Annotated in this window: 21 protein-coding genes; all 21 read right to left on the bottom strand. The window is 47.4% G+C overall.

Translation table 11 applies throughout. The features are described 5' to 3' along the window. Positions 1 to 7 precede the first annotated feature (7 nt). Positions 8 to 430 (bottom strand): F0F1 ATP synthase subunit epsilon, encoded by a 423-nt coding sequence (locus VOA_RS14015; RefSeq protein ID WP_000719050.1) that lies wholly within the window; start codon positions 428 to 430, stop codon positions 8 to 10. An 18-nt stretch (positions 431 to 448) separates the two neighbouring features. Beyond that, positions 449 to 1,852: a F0F1 ATP synthase subunit beta gene (gene atpD, locus VOA_RS14020; protein WP_000190492.1), complete on the bottom strand. Its 1,404-nt coding sequence runs from the start codon at positions 1,850 to 1,852 to the stop codon at positions 449 to 451. Between the two features lie 34 nt (positions 1,853 to 1,886). Beyond that, the gene (gene atpG / locus VOA_RS14025; protein WP_000896519.1) at positions 1,887 to 2,753 is read right to left on the bottom strand and encodes a F0F1 ATP synthase subunit gamma; all 867 of its coding nucleotides are present in this window, start codon (positions 2,751 to 2,753) and stop codon (positions 1,887 to 1,889) included. A 44-nt stretch (positions 2,754 to 2,797) separates the two neighbouring features. Further along, a complete protein-coding gene (atpA, locus tag VOA_RS14030; RefSeq protein WP_001176736.1) occupies positions 2,798 to 4,339 on the bottom strand; it encodes a F0F1 ATP synthase subunit alpha in 1,542 nt (513 codons plus the stop codon). A gap of 13 nt (positions 4,340 to 4,352) precedes the next feature. Next, positions 4,353 to 4,886: a F0F1 ATP synthase subunit delta gene (atpH, locus tag VOA_RS14035; protein ID WP_001281804.1), complete on the bottom strand. Its 534-nt coding sequence runs from the start codon at positions 4,884 to 4,886 to the stop codon at positions 4,353 to 4,355. 12 nt (positions 4,887 to 4,898) lie between these two features. Further along, positions 4,899 to 5,369: a F0F1 ATP synthase subunit B gene (gene atpF / locus VOA_RS14040; protein WP_032468157.1), complete on the bottom strand. Its 471-nt coding sequence runs from the start codon at positions 5,367 to 5,369 to the stop codon at positions 4,899 to 4,901. A gap of 73 nt (positions 5,370 to 5,442) precedes the next feature. Beyond that, positions 5,443 to 5,700, bottom strand: a complete 258-nt coding sequence (atpE, locus tag VOA_RS14045; protein ID WP_000450922.1) for a F0F1 ATP synthase subunit C — start codon at positions 5,698 to 5,700, stop codon at positions 5,443 to 5,445. A 43-nt stretch (positions 5,701 to 5,743) separates the two neighbouring features. Continuing rightward, on the bottom strand, positions 5,744 to 6,556 hold the full coding sequence (gene atpB, locus VOA_RS14050; RefSeq protein ID WP_000729879.1) for a F0F1 ATP synthase subunit A: 813 nt from the start codon (positions 6,554 to 6,556) through the stop codon (positions 5,744 to 5,746). Positions 6,557 to 6,564: 8 nt separating this feature from the next. Continuing rightward, positions 6,565 to 6,954, bottom strand: a complete 390-nt coding sequence (locus VOA_RS14055) for a F0F1 ATP synthase subunit I (RefSeq protein ID WP_000226756.1) — start codon at positions 6,952 to 6,954, stop codon at positions 6,565 to 6,567. Between the two features lie 189 nt (positions 6,955 to 7,143). Beyond that, positions 7,144 to 8,025: a ParB/RepB/Spo0J family partition protein gene (locus tag VOA_RS14060; RefSeq protein ID WP_000166632.1), complete on the bottom strand. Its 882-nt coding sequence runs from the start codon at positions 8,023 to 8,025 to the stop codon at positions 7,144 to 7,146. Positions 8,026 to 8,051: 26 nt separating this feature from the next. Continuing rightward, complete coding sequence (locus VOA_RS14065) at positions 8,052 to 8,825, bottom strand: ParA family protein (RefSeq protein WP_000516546.1); 774 nt, start codon at positions 8,823 to 8,825, stop codon at positions 8,052 to 8,054. Positions 8,826 to 8,839: 14 nt separating this feature from the next. Continuing rightward, positions 8,840 to 9,472, bottom strand: a complete 633-nt coding sequence (gene rsmG, locus VOA_RS14070) for a 16S rRNA (guanine(527)-N(7))-methyltransferase RsmG (protein WP_001068953.1) — start codon at positions 9,470 to 9,472, stop codon at positions 8,840 to 8,842. Next, positions 9,472 to 11,367: a tRNA uridine-5-carboxymethylaminomethyl(34) synthesis enzyme MnmG gene (mnmG, locus tag VOA_RS14075; protein WP_000965602.1), complete on the bottom strand. Its 1,896-nt coding sequence runs from the start codon at positions 11,365 to 11,367 to the stop codon at positions 9,472 to 9,474. Before mnmG ends, rsmG begins: the two co-directional genes overlap by 1 nt. 477 nt (positions 11,368 to 11,844) lie before the next feature. After that, entirely contained in the window at positions 11,845 to 12,279 is a 435-nt protein-coding gene (mioC, locus tag VOA_RS14080; protein WP_000581312.1) for an FMN-binding protein MioC, read from the bottom strand. Between the two features lie 9 nt (positions 12,280 to 12,288). After that, positions 12,289 to 13,650: a tRNA uridine-5-carboxymethylaminomethyl(34) synthesis GTPase MnmE gene (gene mnmE, locus VOA_RS14085; protein WP_000205972.1), complete on the bottom strand. Its 1,362-nt coding sequence runs from the start codon at positions 13,648 to 13,650 to the stop codon at positions 12,289 to 12,291. A 93-nt stretch (positions 13,651 to 13,743) separates the two neighbouring features. Beyond that, positions 13,744 to 15,369, bottom strand: coding sequence for a membrane protein insertase YidC (yidC, locus tag VOA_RS14090; RefSeq protein WP_000378242.1), 1,626 nt, complete (start codon positions 15,367 to 15,369; stop codon positions 13,744 to 13,746). A gap of 2 nt (positions 15,370 to 15,371) precedes the next feature. Further along, complete coding sequence (gene yidD / locus VOA_RS0117330) at positions 15,372 to 15,629, bottom strand: membrane protein insertion efficiency factor YidD (RefSeq protein ID WP_001886301.1); 258 nt, start codon at positions 15,627 to 15,629, stop codon at positions 15,372 to 15,374. Beyond that, positions 15,596 to 15,919: a ribonuclease P protein component gene (gene rnpA, locus VOA_RS14095; RefSeq protein WP_000957258.1), complete on the bottom strand. Its 324-nt coding sequence runs from the start codon at positions 15,917 to 15,919 to the stop codon at positions 15,596 to 15,598. The genes yidD and rnpA overlap by 34 nt, the downstream gene beginning before the upstream one ends. Positions 15,920 to 15,964: 45 nt before the next feature. After that, positions 15,965 to 16,102 (bottom strand): 50S ribosomal protein L34, encoded by a 138-nt coding sequence (gene rpmH / locus VOA_RS14100; RefSeq protein WP_000044781.1) that lies wholly within the window; start codon positions 16,100 to 16,102, stop codon positions 15,965 to 15,967. 241 nt (positions 16,103 to 16,343) lie between these two features. Beyond that, positions 16,344 to 17,081 carry an amino acid ABC transporter ATP-binding protein gene (locus VOA_RS14105; protein WP_000593544.1) on the bottom strand — a complete coding sequence of 246 codons (738 nt, stop codon included), beginning with the start codon at positions 17,079 to 17,081 and terminating at the stop codon, positions 16,344 to 16,346. Further along, on the bottom strand, positions 17,078 to 17,749 hold the full coding sequence (locus tag VOA_RS14110; protein ID WP_000505208.1) for an amino acid ABC transporter permease: 672 nt from the start codon (positions 17,747 to 17,749) through the stop codon (positions 17,078 to 17,080). Before VOA_RS14110 ends, VOA_RS14105 begins: the two co-directional genes overlap by 4 nt. Positions 17,750 to 17,819 lie beyond the last annotated feature (70 nt).

Below are 17,819 nucleotides of genomic sequence, written 5' to 3'. Positions count from 1 at the left end.
TGCATAATTAACGACGTTTTTTCGTCAGTTCAATCACGCGAAGCTGTGCGATGGCTTTAGCCAGTTCACTGGCCGCTTGTGCAAAGTCCATATCACCATGCTGGTTGAGAATACGCTCTTCCGCACGACGTTTGGCTTCTTCTGCCTTAGCTGCGTCCAGATCTTCTCCACGAATTGCGGTATCGGCCAACACAGTTGCTGTGCCCGGCTGAACCTCAACAATACCACCAGAGACATAAATGTACTCTTCGTGGCCGTGCAGTTTCACAATACGCACCATACCAGGCTTGATAGCGGTCAGCAGCGGTGTATGGCCGTGGAAAATACCCAGCTCACCTTCGCTACCGGTCACCTGAAACGTTTCAACCAAGCCAGAGAACAGTTTTTTCTCTGCGCTCACCACGTCCAGATGAAAGGTTATTGCTGCCATATCGCCTCCTAGTCAGCCTTATAGCTTCTTCGCATTCTCGATAGCATCGTCAATCGTACCGCAGTACATAAACGCTTGCTCTGGAATGTCATCGTAGTCACCTGCCAGCAGACCTTTGAAACCACGCAGGGTTTCTTTCAGAGATACGTATACCCCTGGATCGCCAGTAAAGACTTCCGCTACGTGGTAAGGCTGAGTCAGGAAACGTTCGATCTTACGCGCACGAGCAACCACTTGCTTGTCCGCTTCAGACAGTTCGTCCATACCTAGAATCGCGATGATGTCTTTCAGCTCTTTATAGCGTTGTAGCGTTGCTTGCACGCCACGTGCCACATCGTAGTGCTCTTGACCAACAACCAATGGATCCAATTGACGTGAAGTCGAATCCAGTGGGTCGATCGCTGGGTATAGACCCATAGCGGCGATGTTACGGTTCAGAACAACGGTTGCATCCAAGTGAGCAAACGTGGTTGCTGGTGACGGGTCAGTCAAGTCATCCGCAGGTACGTATACCGCTTGTACAGAGGTGATCGAACCTTTCTTGGTTGACGTGATACGTTCTTGCAGAACACCCATCTCTTCAGCCAGTGTTGGCTGGTAACCTACCGCTGAAGGCATACGGCCAAGCAGAGCAGATACTTCCGTTCCCGCTAGGGTGTAACGGTAGATGTTGTCGATGAACAGCAGTACGTCACGGCCTTCATCACGGAATCGTTCCGCCATGGTCAGACCGGTCAGTGCTACACGCAGACGGTTGCCTGGTGGCTCGTTCATCTGGCCGTAAACCATCGCTACTTTCGACAGTTCTGGTTGCTCAACGTTTACAACGCCCGCTTCCTGCATTTCGTGGTAGAAGTCGTTACCCTCACGAGTACGCTCACCAACCCCTGCAAAAACTGACAAACCTGAGTGTTGCAGCGCGATGTTGTTGATAAGTTCCATCATGTTAACGGTCTTACCTACACCCGCACCACCGAACAGACCGATTTTACCGCCTTTTGCAAACGGACAGATCAGGTCGATAACCTTAACACCCGTTTCCAGCAGTTCAGTTGCACTAGACTGTTCTTCGTAGCTTGGTGCAGGGCGGTGGATTGAATACACCTCTTCTGCACCAATGTCGCCACGTTCGTCAATCGCATCACCAAGCACGTTCATGATACGACCTAGGGTTTTAGTACCTACTGGTACTGAAATTGGAGCGCCAGTGTTTTGTACTGTCATTCCACGACGTAAACCATCCGAGCTACCCATAACGATAGCGCGAATCACGCCACCGCCTAGCTGCTGTTGAACTTCCAGAACCAGACGTTCTTTGGAATCCACAACATTCAGAGCATCGTAAACACTTGGTACTTCGCTCTGTGGGAACTCTACGTCGACTACCGCACCGATGATCTGTACGATCTTACCTGTAGCCATCGTTAATCCTCTAAACTGTTTGTTTTACCTAAGCTTAAACCGCAGCCGCGCCGCCTACGATTTCCGACAATTCTTGTGTAATCGCAGCCTGACGGGCTTTGTTGTACACAAGTTGTAAATCATCAATCAGGTTGCTCGCGTTATCGGTAGCAGCTTTCATCGCAACCATTCGGGCTGCTTGCTCACACGCTAGGTTCTCTACAACACCTTGGTAAACCTGTGACTCGATGAAGCGCAGTAAAAGCGCATCCAACAGAGGCTTCGGTTCTGGTTCGTAGATGTAGTCCCACATGTGGCCACGCTGCATATCTTCGCTGTCCGATTTTGGCAAAGGTAGCAATTGATCGATCTTTGGTTTTTGCACCATGGTGTTCACAAACTGGTTGAACACCAGATAGAGGCGGTCTAACTCACCTTTATCGTATTTCTTCAGCATGACGCCAACCGAACCGATCAGATCTTCTAAGCTTGGGCTGTCGCCCAAACCAGAAACCTGAGCCGCTACTTTCGCGCCGCTGTTGTTGAAAAAGGAGGTGGCTTTTGAACCGATAATCGCCAGCTCAATTTGCGCGCCTTTTTCTTTCCAAACCTGCATATCCGTGATGGCTTTTTTGAACAGGTTAATGTTCAAGCCACCACACAAACCGCGGTCTGTAGAAATAATGATGTAACCAACTCGCTTCGCTTCACGCTCTTCTAGATACGGATGACGATACTCTAGACTTGCGTTGGCGACATGACCGATCACTTTACGTATTGTTTGTGCGTAAGGGCGTGATGACTCCATTGCATCCTGTGAACGACGCATTTTAGAAGCAGCCACCATTTCCATCGCTTTCGTAATCTTCTGAGTGCTTTTCACACTCCCGATCTTAGTACGTATCTCTTTTGCGCCGGCCATCGTTACTCTCCGTTAGTTGGTGGCAGAAACTGCCACCGACCTCATTACCAAGTTTGGGTTGCTTTGAAATCGTCAACCAGCTTCTTCAGCTGAGCTTCGATCTCATCGTTGTAAGCACCCGTCTTGTCGATTTTCGCTGCTAATTCAGCGTAATGAGCACGAGCATACGATAGTAGAGCAGCTTCGAAGTCGAGAACCTTGTTCAGTTCTACGTCTGTCAGATAGCCACGTTCCGCAGCAAAGATCACCAGAGCCTGATCAAATACAGACATTGGTGCATACTGTTTCTGCTTCATCAGTTCAGTGACTTTCTGACCGTGAGTCAGCTGACGCTTGGTCGCTTCATCCAAATCAGAAGAGAACTGAGCAAACGCCGCCAGTTCACGGTAAGCAGCCAGAGCAGTACGGATACCGCCAGAGAGCTTCTTAACGATCTTGGTTTGCGCTGCACCACCTACACGAGAAACTGAGATACCTGGGTCAACCGCTGGACGTACGCCCGCGTTGAACAGCTCAGTTTGTAGGAAGATCTGACCATCAGTGATCGAGATTACGTTAGTCGGTACGAATGCCGATACGTCACCTGCTTGAGTTTCGATGATTGGCAGAGCAGTTAGAGAACCAGTCTTACCTTTCACTTCACCCTTAGTGAAACGCTCTACGTACTCTTCATTTACACGAGCAGCACGCTCTAGCAGACGAGAGTGGAGGTAGAATACGTCGCCAGGGAAAGCTTCACGACCTGGTGGACGACGCAGAAGCAGTGAGATTTGACGGTAAGCAACAGCCTGTTTAGACAGGTCATCGTATACAATCAGCGCATCTTCACCGCGATCGCGGAAGTATTCACCCATCGCACAACCTGAGTAAGGTGCGAGGTATTGCAGTGCAGCAGATTCTGACGCAGATGCCACCACCACAATGGTGTTTTTCAGTGCGCCGTGCTCTTCCAGTTTACGAACCACGTTCGCAATGGTTGAAGCTTTCTGGCCGATAGCAACATAGATAGAGTAAATACCAGAGTTTTTCTGGTTGATGATCGCGTCAATTGCCAAAGCAGTTTTACCTGTTTGACGGTCACCGATGATCAGCTCACGCTGGCCACGGCCGATTGGGATCATCGAGTCAACTGATTTGTAACCAGTCTGAACAGGTTGATCAACCGATTTACGATCGATAACACCCGGTGCGATCACTTCAACAGGTGAAGTCAGTTTTGCACCAATTGGGCCTTTACCATCAATAGGCTCACCTAGAGTGTTTACGACACGACCTAGCAGTTCAGGACCAACAGGAACTTCCAAAATACGGCCAGTGCCTGTTACTTTCATACCTTCACGCAGGTCAGCGTATGGACCCATTACTACCGCACCCACCGAGTCACGCTCAAGGTTCAGTGCCAGTGCATAACGGTTGCCCGGTAATTCAATCATTTCACCTTGCATAATATCTGCAAGACCGTGAATACGAATGATACCGTCGCTTACCGATACGATAGTACCTTCGTTGCGAGCTTCACTAACAACATTGAAAGATTCAATACGTTGTTTGATCAGATCGCTAATTTCCGTGGAATTAAGTTGCATGCTCCAATCCCCATCAAGACTGCAATGCATCGCTCAGACGCTTCAAACGTCCGCGTGCTGAGTTATCGATGACTAAGTCTCCGGCTCGAATAATAACCCCGCCAAGCAGAGTCTCATCTACACTGCAATTCAGCTGAACTTTGCGCTCTAAACGCTGCTCAAGCTTGCTGCCAATTTCTGAACGCTGTTGTTCACTGAGTTCAGTGGCGGAAATCACTTCCACATCCACTTTCTTCTCATGCTCCTGCTTTAGCACAGCAAAGTGCTCATAAAGTGCAGGAACTGCCAACAAACGACCATTTTCTGCCATTACCTTAATCAGGTTTTGGCCATGACCATCAAGCTGTTCGCCACAAACTGCAATAAAAATCTCAGCCAATTTACTAGCTGAGCCCGAGCTGGTTAACAGCTCGTGCATTTGTTCGTTTTTTGCGACTTCAGCGGCGAAAGCAAGCATCTGGTTCCAATGGTCCAGTTGCTGTTTTTCTACCGCAAAATCAAAGGCTGCTTTAGCGTAGGGGCGTGCGATTGTAGTCAAATCCGACATATGCCCCCTCCGTTAAAGTTTTGCAGTAATGTTGTCGAGAATATCTTTGTGCGCATCTTTATCGATTGAACGCTCAAGAATTTTCTCAGCACCAGCAATTGCCAGAGTTGCAACCTGTTTACGCAGCTCATCACGAGCACGGTTACGTTCTGCATCAATCTCCGCTTCTGCTTGAGTCAGGATTTTCTGGCGTTCTGCCTGAGCTTCCTCACGTGCTTCATCGATAATTTGTGCTTTACGCTTATTCGCTTGCTCAATGAGCTCAGTTGCTGTGCGTTTTGCTTCTTTCAATTGATCCGAAGCATTAGCTTGTGCCAGGTCTAGATCTTTCTTTGCACGCTCAGCGGCTTGCAAACCATCAGCAATTTTCTTCTGACGATCTTCAATCGCTTTGATAATTGGTGGCCACACATACTTCATGCAGAACCACACAAACATACCAAAGGCAATTGCTTGACCTAGCAGAGTTGCGTTCATATTCACAACAGCTACCCCCTAAAGTGGACTTAGTGTTAATCAACGACAAATCTTATCGATTTGTCAGGACAAAGCTTGATTAACCAGCTAGCTGACCAACGAATGGGTTTGCGAATGTGAATAGCAGAGCGATTACGATACCGATCATTGGAACCGCGTCCAGCAGACCTGCGATGATGAACATCTTAACTTGCAGCATAGGAGCCATTTCAGGTTGACGAGCAGCGCCTTCCAAAAACTTTCCGCCTAATACAGCGAAACCAATCGCAGTACCAACCGCACATAGACCAACAATAATAGCTACAGCGATTGCAGAGAAGCTCAATACAGTTTCCATCTAATTTCTCCAAAGATTCAATGGGTATTAAAAATTCAATTTATTAATGATCGTTATCTTCATGAGCCATTGACATATACACAATGGTCAACATCATAAATACAAACGATTGGATCAAAATAACCAAAATATGGAAGATAGCCCAAGGTAGGGATCCCATCCATTGCAGGTACCATGGCAGCATAGCTGCACAAAGAATAAACACTACTTCACCTGCAAACATGTTACCAAACAGACGCATACCGAGTGATAGAGGCTTCGCCAGCAGCGAAACAACTTCAATCAATAGGTTGAACGGAATCATGATCCAGTGATTAAACGGGTGTAGTGCTAACTCTTTTGCAAACCCGCCCAGACCTTTCACTTTGATGCTGTAGTAAATCATCAGAGCAAACACGCCTAGAGCCATAGCCATGGTGATATTCACATCAGCAGACGGCACCACCTTCAAATAAGGGATACCAAGCCAATGCTGTGCTGGGTAAGGTAAGAAGTCGATAGGCACAAGGTCCATCAAGTTCATTAAAAATACCCAACAAAAGATAGTGAGTGCCAAAGGAGCAATTAGTGGATTGCGACCATGGAAAGTATCTTTGACGTTTTTGTCAACGAACTCTACCACCATCTCAACAGCACACTGCAGCTTACCCGGAACACCCGCTGTCGCTTTTCTGGCTACTGCACGGAATACTCCAAGGAATATCAGTCCAGTTAAAACAGAGAAGAACAGGCTATCGATGTGTACATTCCAGAAACTCGACTCTTCCGCCACTAGCCCCAACTTGTAAGTTGAAAGGTTAGAAAGGTGGTGAGTGATATAACTGGAAGGTGTGAGCGCTTCACCTGGCGCAGCCATAACTCATCCTATTTTTTGTTGTTAATGAATAGCACTGGCGCACAGATATTGATACCTAGAGCCAGCAAATAGGTTAGCTTCAGTGGAACAAGTTCCAACTGCATATACATGTAGGCAACGGAAAACAGGACGATAGTGATGAGAATTTTCAGCGCTTCCCCCGTATAAAACGAGATGGCGACCATTTTTAACGCGCGCGCCCCTGCAAACAGGAAAGCACAACCCGAAAAAACAGCGTTAGCAATGACAAAAATGCCACCGCCAATCAAGGCTGAAAGCCCCCAATCACCATTTACCGCCACTGTAAACACAGTTGCCGCAACCATAACCGCACTGAACTGGATCAATAACAATCGCTTTGCAAGCTCTCGTCCTTGCCTCGCTAGCACAGCTACCATGTATTCTTACCTCTAGTAATCACCACAGCTCGAACCGCTTTTTCGGACTGGGAAATTGGCGAAAATTATACGGTGGCATCAACTGATTGCAATGAAAACACCGCAAAAAGTTACAATTTTGCATACAATCCGACAACTTTCGCATAAACAATGTGATTTACCACAATTGATTTAAATCAATTATCTCACCTAGTTTTGTAGCTTGGCAATCAGTAGCTCTAATTTGTGAGGTTCATCAAGACTAATCGTCACTTTAGATTTGCCGTTTGGCGATCTCACGATAGAGACTTTTGCTGCCAATTTTTCACTTAAATTTTGTGACATTTGCCGTATTTCTAGGTCTTCTGACACGTTTTTATCGTCAGATAGGCCACTTAAACATTTTTTTACAAGTTGCTCGGTTTGACGAACGGTCAGTTGCTTCTTCGCCACTTGCTGCGCAATTTCAACTTGTTGTTTACCTTCGAGCATCAGAAGTGCACGCGCATGACCCATTTCCAACTGTTTGGTTTCCAATAAGCGCTTTACGTCATCACTCAATTGGTTCAGACGCAGCAGGTTGGTCACGGTAGTGCGTGACTTTCCAATCACCTCTGCGACTTGTTGGTGTGTGAGTTCGAATTCATTCTGTAAACGCTCTAAAGCTTGCGCTTCTTCCATTGCATTCAGATCTTCACGCTGAATATTTTCGATCAAAGCCATGGCGATCGCAGCACGATCTTCCACTTGCTTGATCAAACAAGGCACTTGCTTTAAGCCCGCTTGCTTGGCAGCACGCCAACGACGTTCACCGGCAATGATTTCATAGCCTCCCGTTGACAAGTGGCGCACAACAATCGGCTGAATAATGCCTTGGGATTGAATGGAAGCAGCCAGCTCTTCTAGAGCTTCTGGCGAGAGATCTTTACGCGGCTGATAGATACCGGGTTTGAGGTTAGAGATGGACAAATCAGCCAGCTCACCTTCAGTCGACATCGACTGACTGAGTGAAGCGACTTGTTGTTTTTCGCGAGCTAATGAACTGGTTGCTAGCAATGCATCCAGCCCTTTTCCTAAACCACGTTTAGTCATGTGAACGAATTCCTATAGTTGTTGTTTTATGCGGGAATCTCTTCGCGACGTAACATCTCACCTGCTAATGCCAAGTAGGCTTTAGCTCCAGCCGATTGTTTATCGTAATACATCGCAGGCTTACCATGACTTGGCGCTTCCGCCAAACGAACATTACGTGGGATCACAGTACGATAGACTTTACTACCGAAGTGTTTTTTCAACTGATCAGATACTTCATTGGCTAAGCGATTACGTGGATCGTACATGGTACGCAATATACCTTCTATCTTGAGGTTATCGTTCACCACTGCTGCTAATTTGCTGATCGTATCCATCAATGCGGTTAAACCTTCTAACGCAAAATACTCACATTGCATAGGAACCAGCACCGAATCTGCGGCTGCCATGGCATTGATTGTAAGGAGGTTTAAAGAAGGTGGACAATCAATAAAGATGAAATCATAGTTATCGCGCACTGACGCCAAAGCGTTTTTTAAGCGCACTTCACGGGCAAACACTTCCATGAGCTTGATTTCAGCTGCGGTCACATCACCATTGGCCGCAATCAAATCGTAATGTCCGGTTGTTTTACGGCATACCACTTGGTCAAACGGTGCATCTTCAACCAAAAGTTCATAAGCCGTGGAATCAACCTGATATTTATCGACCCCACTGGCCATCGTGGCGTTGCCCTGCGGGTCTAAATCCACCACAAGAACCTTGCGTTTGGTTGCAGCCATAGAGGCTGCCAAATTAATACAAGTTGTTGTTTTCCCAACTCCGCCTTTCTGGTTGGCGATTGCTACGATTTTTCCCACGGTATGCCTCGCTGTTATCCCTTGCGCGATAAGATTACAAGATGACGCTCACCTTCCAACTCAGGAACTTGCAAAGCTTTGATATCGGTCACAGAACACCACTCAGGGAGTAAGGTGATTTCATCATCAGGCCGTACCCCTTTAAGGGCTAAAAATACCCCACCATTTGGTTTTGGGAGATGCTGGCACCAGTTCACCATATCAGTCATGGAAGCAAAGGCTCGACTTAACACACCATCAAACCCCTGTTCAGGATCGAACTCTTCGACTCGGCTCTGCACGGGTAACACATTGTCGATCTTCAGTTCGTGGATCACTTGTTTCAGAAAACGGATCCGTTTACCTAAGCTATCCAGCAGTACAAATTGTTTATCGGGATGCATGATCGCCAGTGGGATCCCAGGCAACCCTGGTCCGGTACCCACATCAATAAAACGCTCACCTTCAAGATGCACACTCACTACCAGACTATCGAGAATGTGTTTCACCAGCATTTCCATTGGATCACGTACCGACGTTAGGTTGTACGCTTTGTTCCATTTGTCGAGCAGTTGCACATAACCGACTAACTGCTCACGTTGCTGCTCTGTCACCGATAGCGTGGTGTTGCTGATCAGGGCGTCTAATTTGACTCGTAACGGATTCATTACGCCGCTTCTCCCTTCTTCAGCATGCCGTGTTTTTTCAGGTGAACCAACAAGATGGAAATCGCCGCTGGAGTGATACCGGAGATGCGTGAAGCAATACCAATGGTTTCTGGCTTCGTCGTACTTAACTTCAGAACCACTTCGTTAGACAACCCTTTAACTTGCTTGTAATCCAAATCTACAGGCAACTTGGTGTGTTCATGGCGCAGTGATTTCTCAATTTCATCTTGCTGGCGTTGAATATAACCATCATATTTCACTTGAATTTCGACTTGCTCAGCGGCTTCGCTATCTTCCAATACTGGAACAAATGCCGGCAAAGTGGTGAGCAGTTCATAGGTCATTTCAGGGCGGCGTAGCAAATCTTCACCGCAGGCCTCACGCGACATTGGTGTTTTCAGCAAAGCATTGAGCTGCTCTACGCCAACCGAATTTGGATTCATCCATGTATCTTGCAGACGCTGACGCTCTTTCGCCATGTTGTCGATTTTTTGGTTGAAACGCGCCCAACGTGCATCATCAACGAGACCAAGTTCACGTGCTTTTTCAGTCAAACGTAAATCGGCGTTGTCTTCCCGTAGCAGCAGACGATATTCAGCACGAGAAGTGAACATGCGATACGGCTCTTTCGTCCCCATAGTTGAGAGATCGTCAATCAACACCCCCATGTAGGCTTGATCGCGACGTGGGCTCCATCCTTCTTTGTCTTGGCTGTACAAGCTGGCGTTTAAACCCGCCATTAAGCCTTGTGCCGCCGCTTCTTCGTAACCCGTCGTACCGTTGATCTGGCCTGCAAAGAACAAACCATGGATAAATTTGGTTTCGTAAGTCTGCTTCAAATCACGCGGATCGAAGAAATCGTATTCAATCGCATAGCCCGGACGAACAATATGTGCATTCTCAAAACCTTTCATTGAACGCACGATTTGCACTTGAACATCAAATGGCAAGCTGGTGGAAATTCCGTTCGGGTAGAGCTCGGTGGTGGTTAAACCTTCAGGCTCGATAAATATCTGGTGGCTGTTTTTATCGGCAAAACGCATCACCTTATCTTCGATCGATGGGCAGTAACGAGGACCGATCCCTTCGATGATCCCTGCATACATTGGGCTTCGATCAAGGTTGGCACGGATCACATCATGAGTACGCTCATTGGTATGCGTGATATAGCATGGAATTTGGCGCGGATGATATTCACGTTTACCCATAAACGAGAAGACAGGGGTTGGATTGTCGCCGTGTTGCGCTTCCAGAACCGAAAAATCGACGCTATTAGCGTCAATACGTGGGGGTGTACCGGTTTTCAGGCGATCTACACGAAAAGGCAGTTCACGTAGGCGGTGAGCCAAGGCGATCGATGGAGGATCCCCTGCTCGGCCTCCTGCAAAGTTTTCTAGGCCAATGTGGATCTTACCTCCAAGGAAAGTTCCAACGGTCAACACTACGGCTTTAGCATGAAACTTAAGGCCCATCTGAGTGACTACACCGCGAATATGATCATTTTCGACGATCACATCATCCACGGCTTGTTGGAACAAGGCTAAATTGGGGGTGTTTTCCAGCACATTACGCACATAGGCTTTGTAAAGTGCGCGATCCGCCTGCGCACGCGTAGCGCGAACGGCTGGGCCTTTTGAAGCATTCAGTGTTCGGAATTGAATACCTGCGTGATCGATAGCTTGTGCCATCAAACCGCCCATAGCATCCACTTCTTTGACTAAATGTCCTTTACCGATCCCGCCAATAGCAGGGTTACAGGACATTTGACCAAGAGTGTCAATATTGTGGGTAAGAAGTAACGTACGTTGTCCTGTACGTGCTGCGGCGAGGGCGGCTTCCGTTCCTGCGTGACCGCCACCAACGACAATGACGTCAAATGTTTCGTGATAAAGCATGAACGACCTCAGGTATTCATTGAGACTATGGGATAACAAAAGAGGCGTATTCTAACCTCTTTCGAATGGCTAGAAAATCGCTTTCCTCTTTTTTCGATCAAGTGAGGTCATTAAATATATATAAAGATCTATATAGAGATCTTTTTATTAGATTTACTATTAAGGAGCATGATCTTTGTGGATAAGTGAAAAATGATCAACAAGATCATATTGATTGAAAGGATCAGATCATGTGATCAAGCACTGATCTGATCAAGGATTAGCTGGGATCAAAATGCGGTGTTATGCACAGGGTGGAGATGATCTAAAAGTTATTATTGGGATAACTAAAGGAAGATCACCGGATAATCGTATAGTTATACACACGCTGATTGTTTAAAAAGACCGCAGTTGGTTTTCAGAATTTTCCGTTTTTATCCACAGAGCATAAAAAAAGCGGCCGTTGAGGCCGCTCTGATCTTATTTAGAGAGCATAGCTTAGAAGCGGTTGATGACGCGTTTTAACCAAGCTTCAGCTGCATCTTCTGGTACGGGATGTTCTTGAATATCGATGGTGAAGCAGTTGGCCAGAGGTTTTGCTCCTATATCAGCCAAAAGATGATAAGCGTGTTTACCTGCAGCACAGAAGGTATCGTAGCTGGAATCGCCAATTGCAACGACGGCATAACGCAGCGCAGAAGTGTTGGGTGGCGTATTATGCAGCGCTTGAATGAAAGGTTGGATGTTATCTGGGTATTCGCCAGCACCGTGTGTTGACGTGATGATCAGCCAAGTGCCTTTTGCCGGAATATCACTGAAGTTAGGCTGATTGTGAATTTTGGTATCAAATCCTTGTTCTTGCAGTAGATCGCTGAGGTGGTCACCCACATATTCCGCACCACCTAGGGTGCTACCCGTAATGATATGAATCATAGCGTTACTCTATTTCCCAATACAGAATGATGAAAAAATACGGCCAAGCAGATCATCGGAGCTAAATTCACCGGTAATTTCATTTAGGTGCTGCTGAGCGATGCGTAACTCTTCCGCTAAAATTTCTCCGGCCATATAACCTTCGAGCTGTTGCTGGCCAATATCTAAGTGCTCAGCAGCACGCTCGAGAGCGTCTAAGTGGCGACGGCGTGCCATGAAGCCACCTTCCTGATTACCGGCAAAGCCCATACACTCTTTTAGGTGTTGGCGTAGCGCATCGACACCTTGACCGGTTTTGGCGGATAGGCGGATCAGCGTTGGTTGATTGACATGGCAGATCCCTAGGGGTTCACCTGTTTGATCCGCTTTGTTACGGATCACGGTGATCCCAATATTCTCTGGCAATTTATCGACAAAGTCAGGCCAAATTTCTTGCGGATCTGTGGCTTCAGTAGTGGTGCCATCCACCATAAATAGCACTCTATCGGCTTGGCGAATTTCTTCCCACGCGCGTTCGATACCAATCTTTTCTACCGCATCAGAGGCATCTCGTAGTCCTGCTGTATCTATGATGTGCAGTGGCATACCATCAATGTGGATATGCTCGCGCAGGACATCACGGGTGGTACCAGCAATGTCAGTGACGATGGCAGACTCTTTACCCGAAAGCGCATTGAGTAGGCTGGATTTACCGGCATTAGGACGCCCAGCAATCACCACCTTCATTCCTTCGCGCATGATGGCGCCTTGGTTGGCTTCACGGCGCACTGCAGCGAGATTATCGATAATGGTTTGCAGATCGGCGGAAACCTTACCATCAGCCAGAAAATCAATCTCTTCCTCTGGGAAATCAATCGCCGCTTCTACGTAGATACGCAGGTGAATGAGTGACTCGACAAGCGTATGGATGCGTTTGGAAAACTCGCCTTGCAGTGATTGCAGCGCAGATTTTGCAGCTTGCTCCGAGCTGGCATCAATCAAGTCAGCGATGGCTTCTGCTTGGGTTAAGTCCATCTTGTCATTGAGAAACGCGCGCTCAGAGAACTCCCCAGGACGAGCTGGGCGGACGCCGTTGATCTGCAGAATGCGTCGGATAAGCATATCCATGACTACCGGACCGCCGTGGCCTTGCAGCTCAAGTACATCTTCACCCGTAAACGAATGAGGATTAGGGAAAAACAGCGCAATACCTTGATCGAGCTGCTGGCCATCTTCATCAGTAAAAGGCAAGTATTCGGCATAGCGGGGGCGAAGCGTGCGTCCAGTGACTGTCTGCGCGACGTGGGCAGACAGTGGGCCTGATACACGAATAATGCCGACACCACCACGGCCGGGTGCCGTAGCCTGCGCGACAATGGTATCTGTTGTCATAGTGTTACCTGAACAGGATTGAATTAGCGTCATTGTAATCAGCGGCCAACAAAAAGGCGACCTTTTGGCCGCCTCTTTATTACTTAGTCAAACTTACTTGGAGTGTAAGCCTTTTTTCTCCAGCGCTTTGTAAATCAGCGTTTGCTGGATAAGAGTTACGATGTTCGACACTAACCAGTACAAAACCAGACCTGATGGGAACCATAGGAAGAAGAAGGTAAACATCACTGGCATGAAGGTCATGATCTTCTGCTGCATTGGATCAGTGATCGTCGTCGGGCTCATCTTCTGGATGACGAACATACTCGCACCCATCAGTAGCGGCAAGATGTAGTAAGGATCTTGTGCTGACAGGTCATGAATCCAGCCAAAGAAAGGTGAGTGACGCAGCTCTACCGATTCCATCAGTGCCCAGTACAGCGCGATGAAAATTGGCATTTGCAGAAGGATTGGTAAACAGCCCCCCAGTGGGTTTACTTTCTCTTTCTTGTACAGTTCCATCATCTCTTGGCTCATGCGTTGGCGATCATCGCCAATACGCTCACGCATTGCTTGCAGTTTAGGTTGCAGCATGCGCATTTTCGCCATAGAGGTGTACTGTGCTTTAGTCAGTGGGTACATCGCACCACGAACAATAAAGGTTAAGCAGATGATTGCCACACCCCAGTTCCCCACAAAGCTCTGAATAAACGACAGCAACCAATGCAGTGGTTTCGCAATGAACCATAACCAACCGTAGTCCACAACCAGATCAAGGTTAGGCGCTACCGCGGCCATTTGGTCTTGTAGTTTTGGGCCTACCCATAGGGTGGCTTCAAATTCTGCTTTATCACCGTTAGCAATGGTTTTGTTTGGTGTTCGGATACCCATATCACCTAAATTATTGATAACACGTGAGTAAAGCTGAGCTTGTGGCTCATCACGTGGGATCCATGCAGAAGCAAAGTAGTGCTGGATCATCGCTACCCAGTTTACCGTCACATCGTTTGGTACACTGAGGTTACGATCTTTCATATCGTCGAAGCTGTACTTCTTGTAACGAACATCGCTCGTTGAGTACGCACCACCACGGTAAGTTGGCATGGCTAAGTTGCCACCAGAATCCAGCAGATTTTGGCGCAGGTGAGCATACATACCTAAAGTCGCAGCGTTACCTGAGTTGTTGGCTACGTCAAACACTACATCCACCGCATAGCTACCACGTTTGAGGATGAAGGTTTTGGTGTACTCAATACCGTTCGCTTGATACGTCATCGGAATGCGCAGTTCATCTTGGCCTTCGGCCAGAGAGAAGCTATCTGCATTCACTTGGTAAGCTGGGCGGTTATTGCTAGTGACGTCAATACCTTGTGGACCAACTAAACCACTTTGGGCAATAAACTGATGGCCTTGGGTGTTTTGCAACAAGACAAAAGGCTCAGACGAATCCAGTTCTTCGGAGTACTGATTCAGCTTTGCACTCACGATATCGCCACCGAGCGTATCGATAGACAGAGTCAGCACATCACTGGTGACGGTAATGGTCTTTGCCTGCGCTGCCGCATTTTGTGCAGGCGTTGGATCTAACTCATCTGAAAATGAAGGAGCAGGAGCTGCGCCTGTGGATTGGGCCTGCTGTGTCGCTTGCGGTGTTGGGTTCTTTGCTACTTGCCATTGTTGAAACAGTAGGAAAGAAACCAATGCCAAGGCGATTAACAAGATATTACGTTGAGAATCCATCGTTATTTATCTCTGTCTTGTTTTTGGACTGGTGGAACGGGGTCAAAGCCCCCTTCGTTCAAAGGGTGGCATTTTAATAGACGTTTGGTGGATAACCAACATCCTTTTATAAAACCGTGAGCTCGCAGCGCTTCTATCGCATACGTGGAACAAGTTGGAGTGAATCGACAGCGTGGGCCGATGAGTGGACTAATGAACCACTGGTAAAGTTTTACAATACCAATGGCTAACCACGAGAAGGGCGAGAGAGGCGTTGCCATAGTTTGCCAAGCAAGTTAAACAGTTCTTCATTGCTCAAATCTTGCGCGCTCTTTTTGGCAATGACAACAAAATCTTTGTGAGCAAGTTGATTTTGATGTAAGCGAAAGCTTTCTCGACAGAGACGTTTGAATCGATTACGACCTACGGCAGTTTTGATCTGCTTTTTAGGAACCGCGAGTCCCAAACGAGGATGAGAAAGATTATTTGCGCGAGCGATGATTGTGAGATGAGGAGAACCAGCACTGTGAGCTTGCTGGAAGACTTTTTGATAATGTTCGGGAGTTAACAAACGTAACTCCCGATTGAATGCGTACGTACTCAAAATAATTCGAGATTATTTTGAAAGGCGCTTACGGCCTTTTGCACGACGTGCATTCAGAACTTTACGACCGTTCGCAGTCGCCATGCGAGCACGGAAACCGTGAGTACGCTTGCGCTTCAGAACTGAAGGTTGAAAAGTGCGTTTAGACATGATGTTACCTTTACTGATCAGTAGTTTTAGGTTCTTGGTTAACCCGGCGTGGGCATTAAGGTCTTCACTGAAGACGCCGACGCCTCTCAACAAAGAGGCGGAATTGTAATCACTGTCACAAAAGGTGTCAATGATTGGGTTTTCCTCAGTTCGAACTTACTCAATGAGTTGGTTCATTCTGGTTGCCGCTTTATTTCCGGTCGGCCGATTATACGGGCAAACAATAAAATCTCAAGGATCCTTAACTGATCCCAACTTGATTTAGGAATTTTCTTAAGCGCAGATCCTGTGGATGGTCAAAGATATCCTGTGGAGAACCTTGTTCGACAATGTTTCCTTCCGCCATAAAGATCACCCGATCCGCTACCTCTTTGGCAAACTGCATTTCATGAGTGACCACCAACATGGTTTGATGTTGAGTCGCCAATTTCTTCATTAGTGCCAATACTTCACCAACCCATTCAGGATCGAGGGCTGAGGTGGGTTCATCAAACAGCAATAGCTCCGGCTGTAGCGCCATGGCGCGGCCAATACCAACCCGTTGTTGTTGACCACCAGACAGTGCCGCAGGGTAGCTATCGCTTTTATCGCCAAGGCCTATATCATCGAGAATTTGTTGCGCCCGTTGGTAGGCTTGATCTTTTTTCCAACCGCGCACCGTGATCAAGGCTTCTGCAATGTTTTGCCGCGCGGTTAAATGAGCGAAGAGCGCGTAGTTTTGAAACACAAAGCCAGTTTTACGGCGCAGAGCTAGCACATCGGATTTAGTATGTCGTTGGGTATCAACGGTGAGCTCATCAATGCTGATGGTGCCTTGATCCGCCACTTCAAGAAAGTTCACGCAGCGCAATAGGGTGGATTTACCGGTGCCACTAGAGCCGATGATGACTACGATTTCTCCGCGTTGGATTTCAAGATCTATACCCTTAAGCACTTCACTGCTACCAAACCTTTTGTGGATATTCTTCAGTTTAATCATCGTGCGTACGCCTTATTGAGTTTCTGCTCTGCCCAAGATTGCAGGCGAGTGAGCACCAAAACCACCACCCAATAGATGAGGGCTACCGCCAAGAAGGCTTCGAAAAAACGGAAACTGGATGAAGCTTCCATCTGCGCTTTAGCCATGATCTCAGCCACGCCAAGGGTAAAGGCGAGGGAGGTTGATTTGATCATATCAATGAAATAGTTCATCAATGAAGGCAGAGCAACGCGTGTGGCTTGTGGCAAAATGATCCGGCGCATCGCCTGAGAAGTGGTCATTCCGACTGATAAGCTGGCTTCCATTTGGCTGCGATCTATACCGATGATCGCAGCGCGAATGCTTTCCGCCATGTAAGCGGCAAAATGCAGAGTTAAACCGATCACCGCAGCGCTGAATGCATCAAGCCCAACCAACAGGGGGAAGACTTGCGGCAAACCGTAGTAAAGCAAAAATAACTGTACGAGCAGCGGCGTTCCACGAAAAAAACTGATGTAGAGCTGGCTGAGTGGATCCAGAACCGGCACTTTGAACACTCGAATATTGGCTAAAATCAGCGCCAGAATCAGAGCAAAGACCAATCCCCAACTGGCCATTTCCAGTGTGGTTCCCAGATATTTGAGTAATATCGGTAGCAACTCAAGCATGTAGTGAAAGTCAAAACCCATCTACTTTCCTTTCTGAAATAATCAAAGGTGGGAAAGTCCCACCTTTATAGAGTCTAGTTTGGTGAAGCAG

This window comes from Vibrio sp. RC586 (assembly GCF_000176715.1).
GTDB lineage: Bacteria > Pseudomonadota > Gammaproteobacteria > Enterobacterales > Vibrionaceae > Vibrio.
The sequence above is the reverse complement of the archived record's forward strand: the minus strand, read 5'-3'. Positions and strand labels throughout refer to the sequence as shown.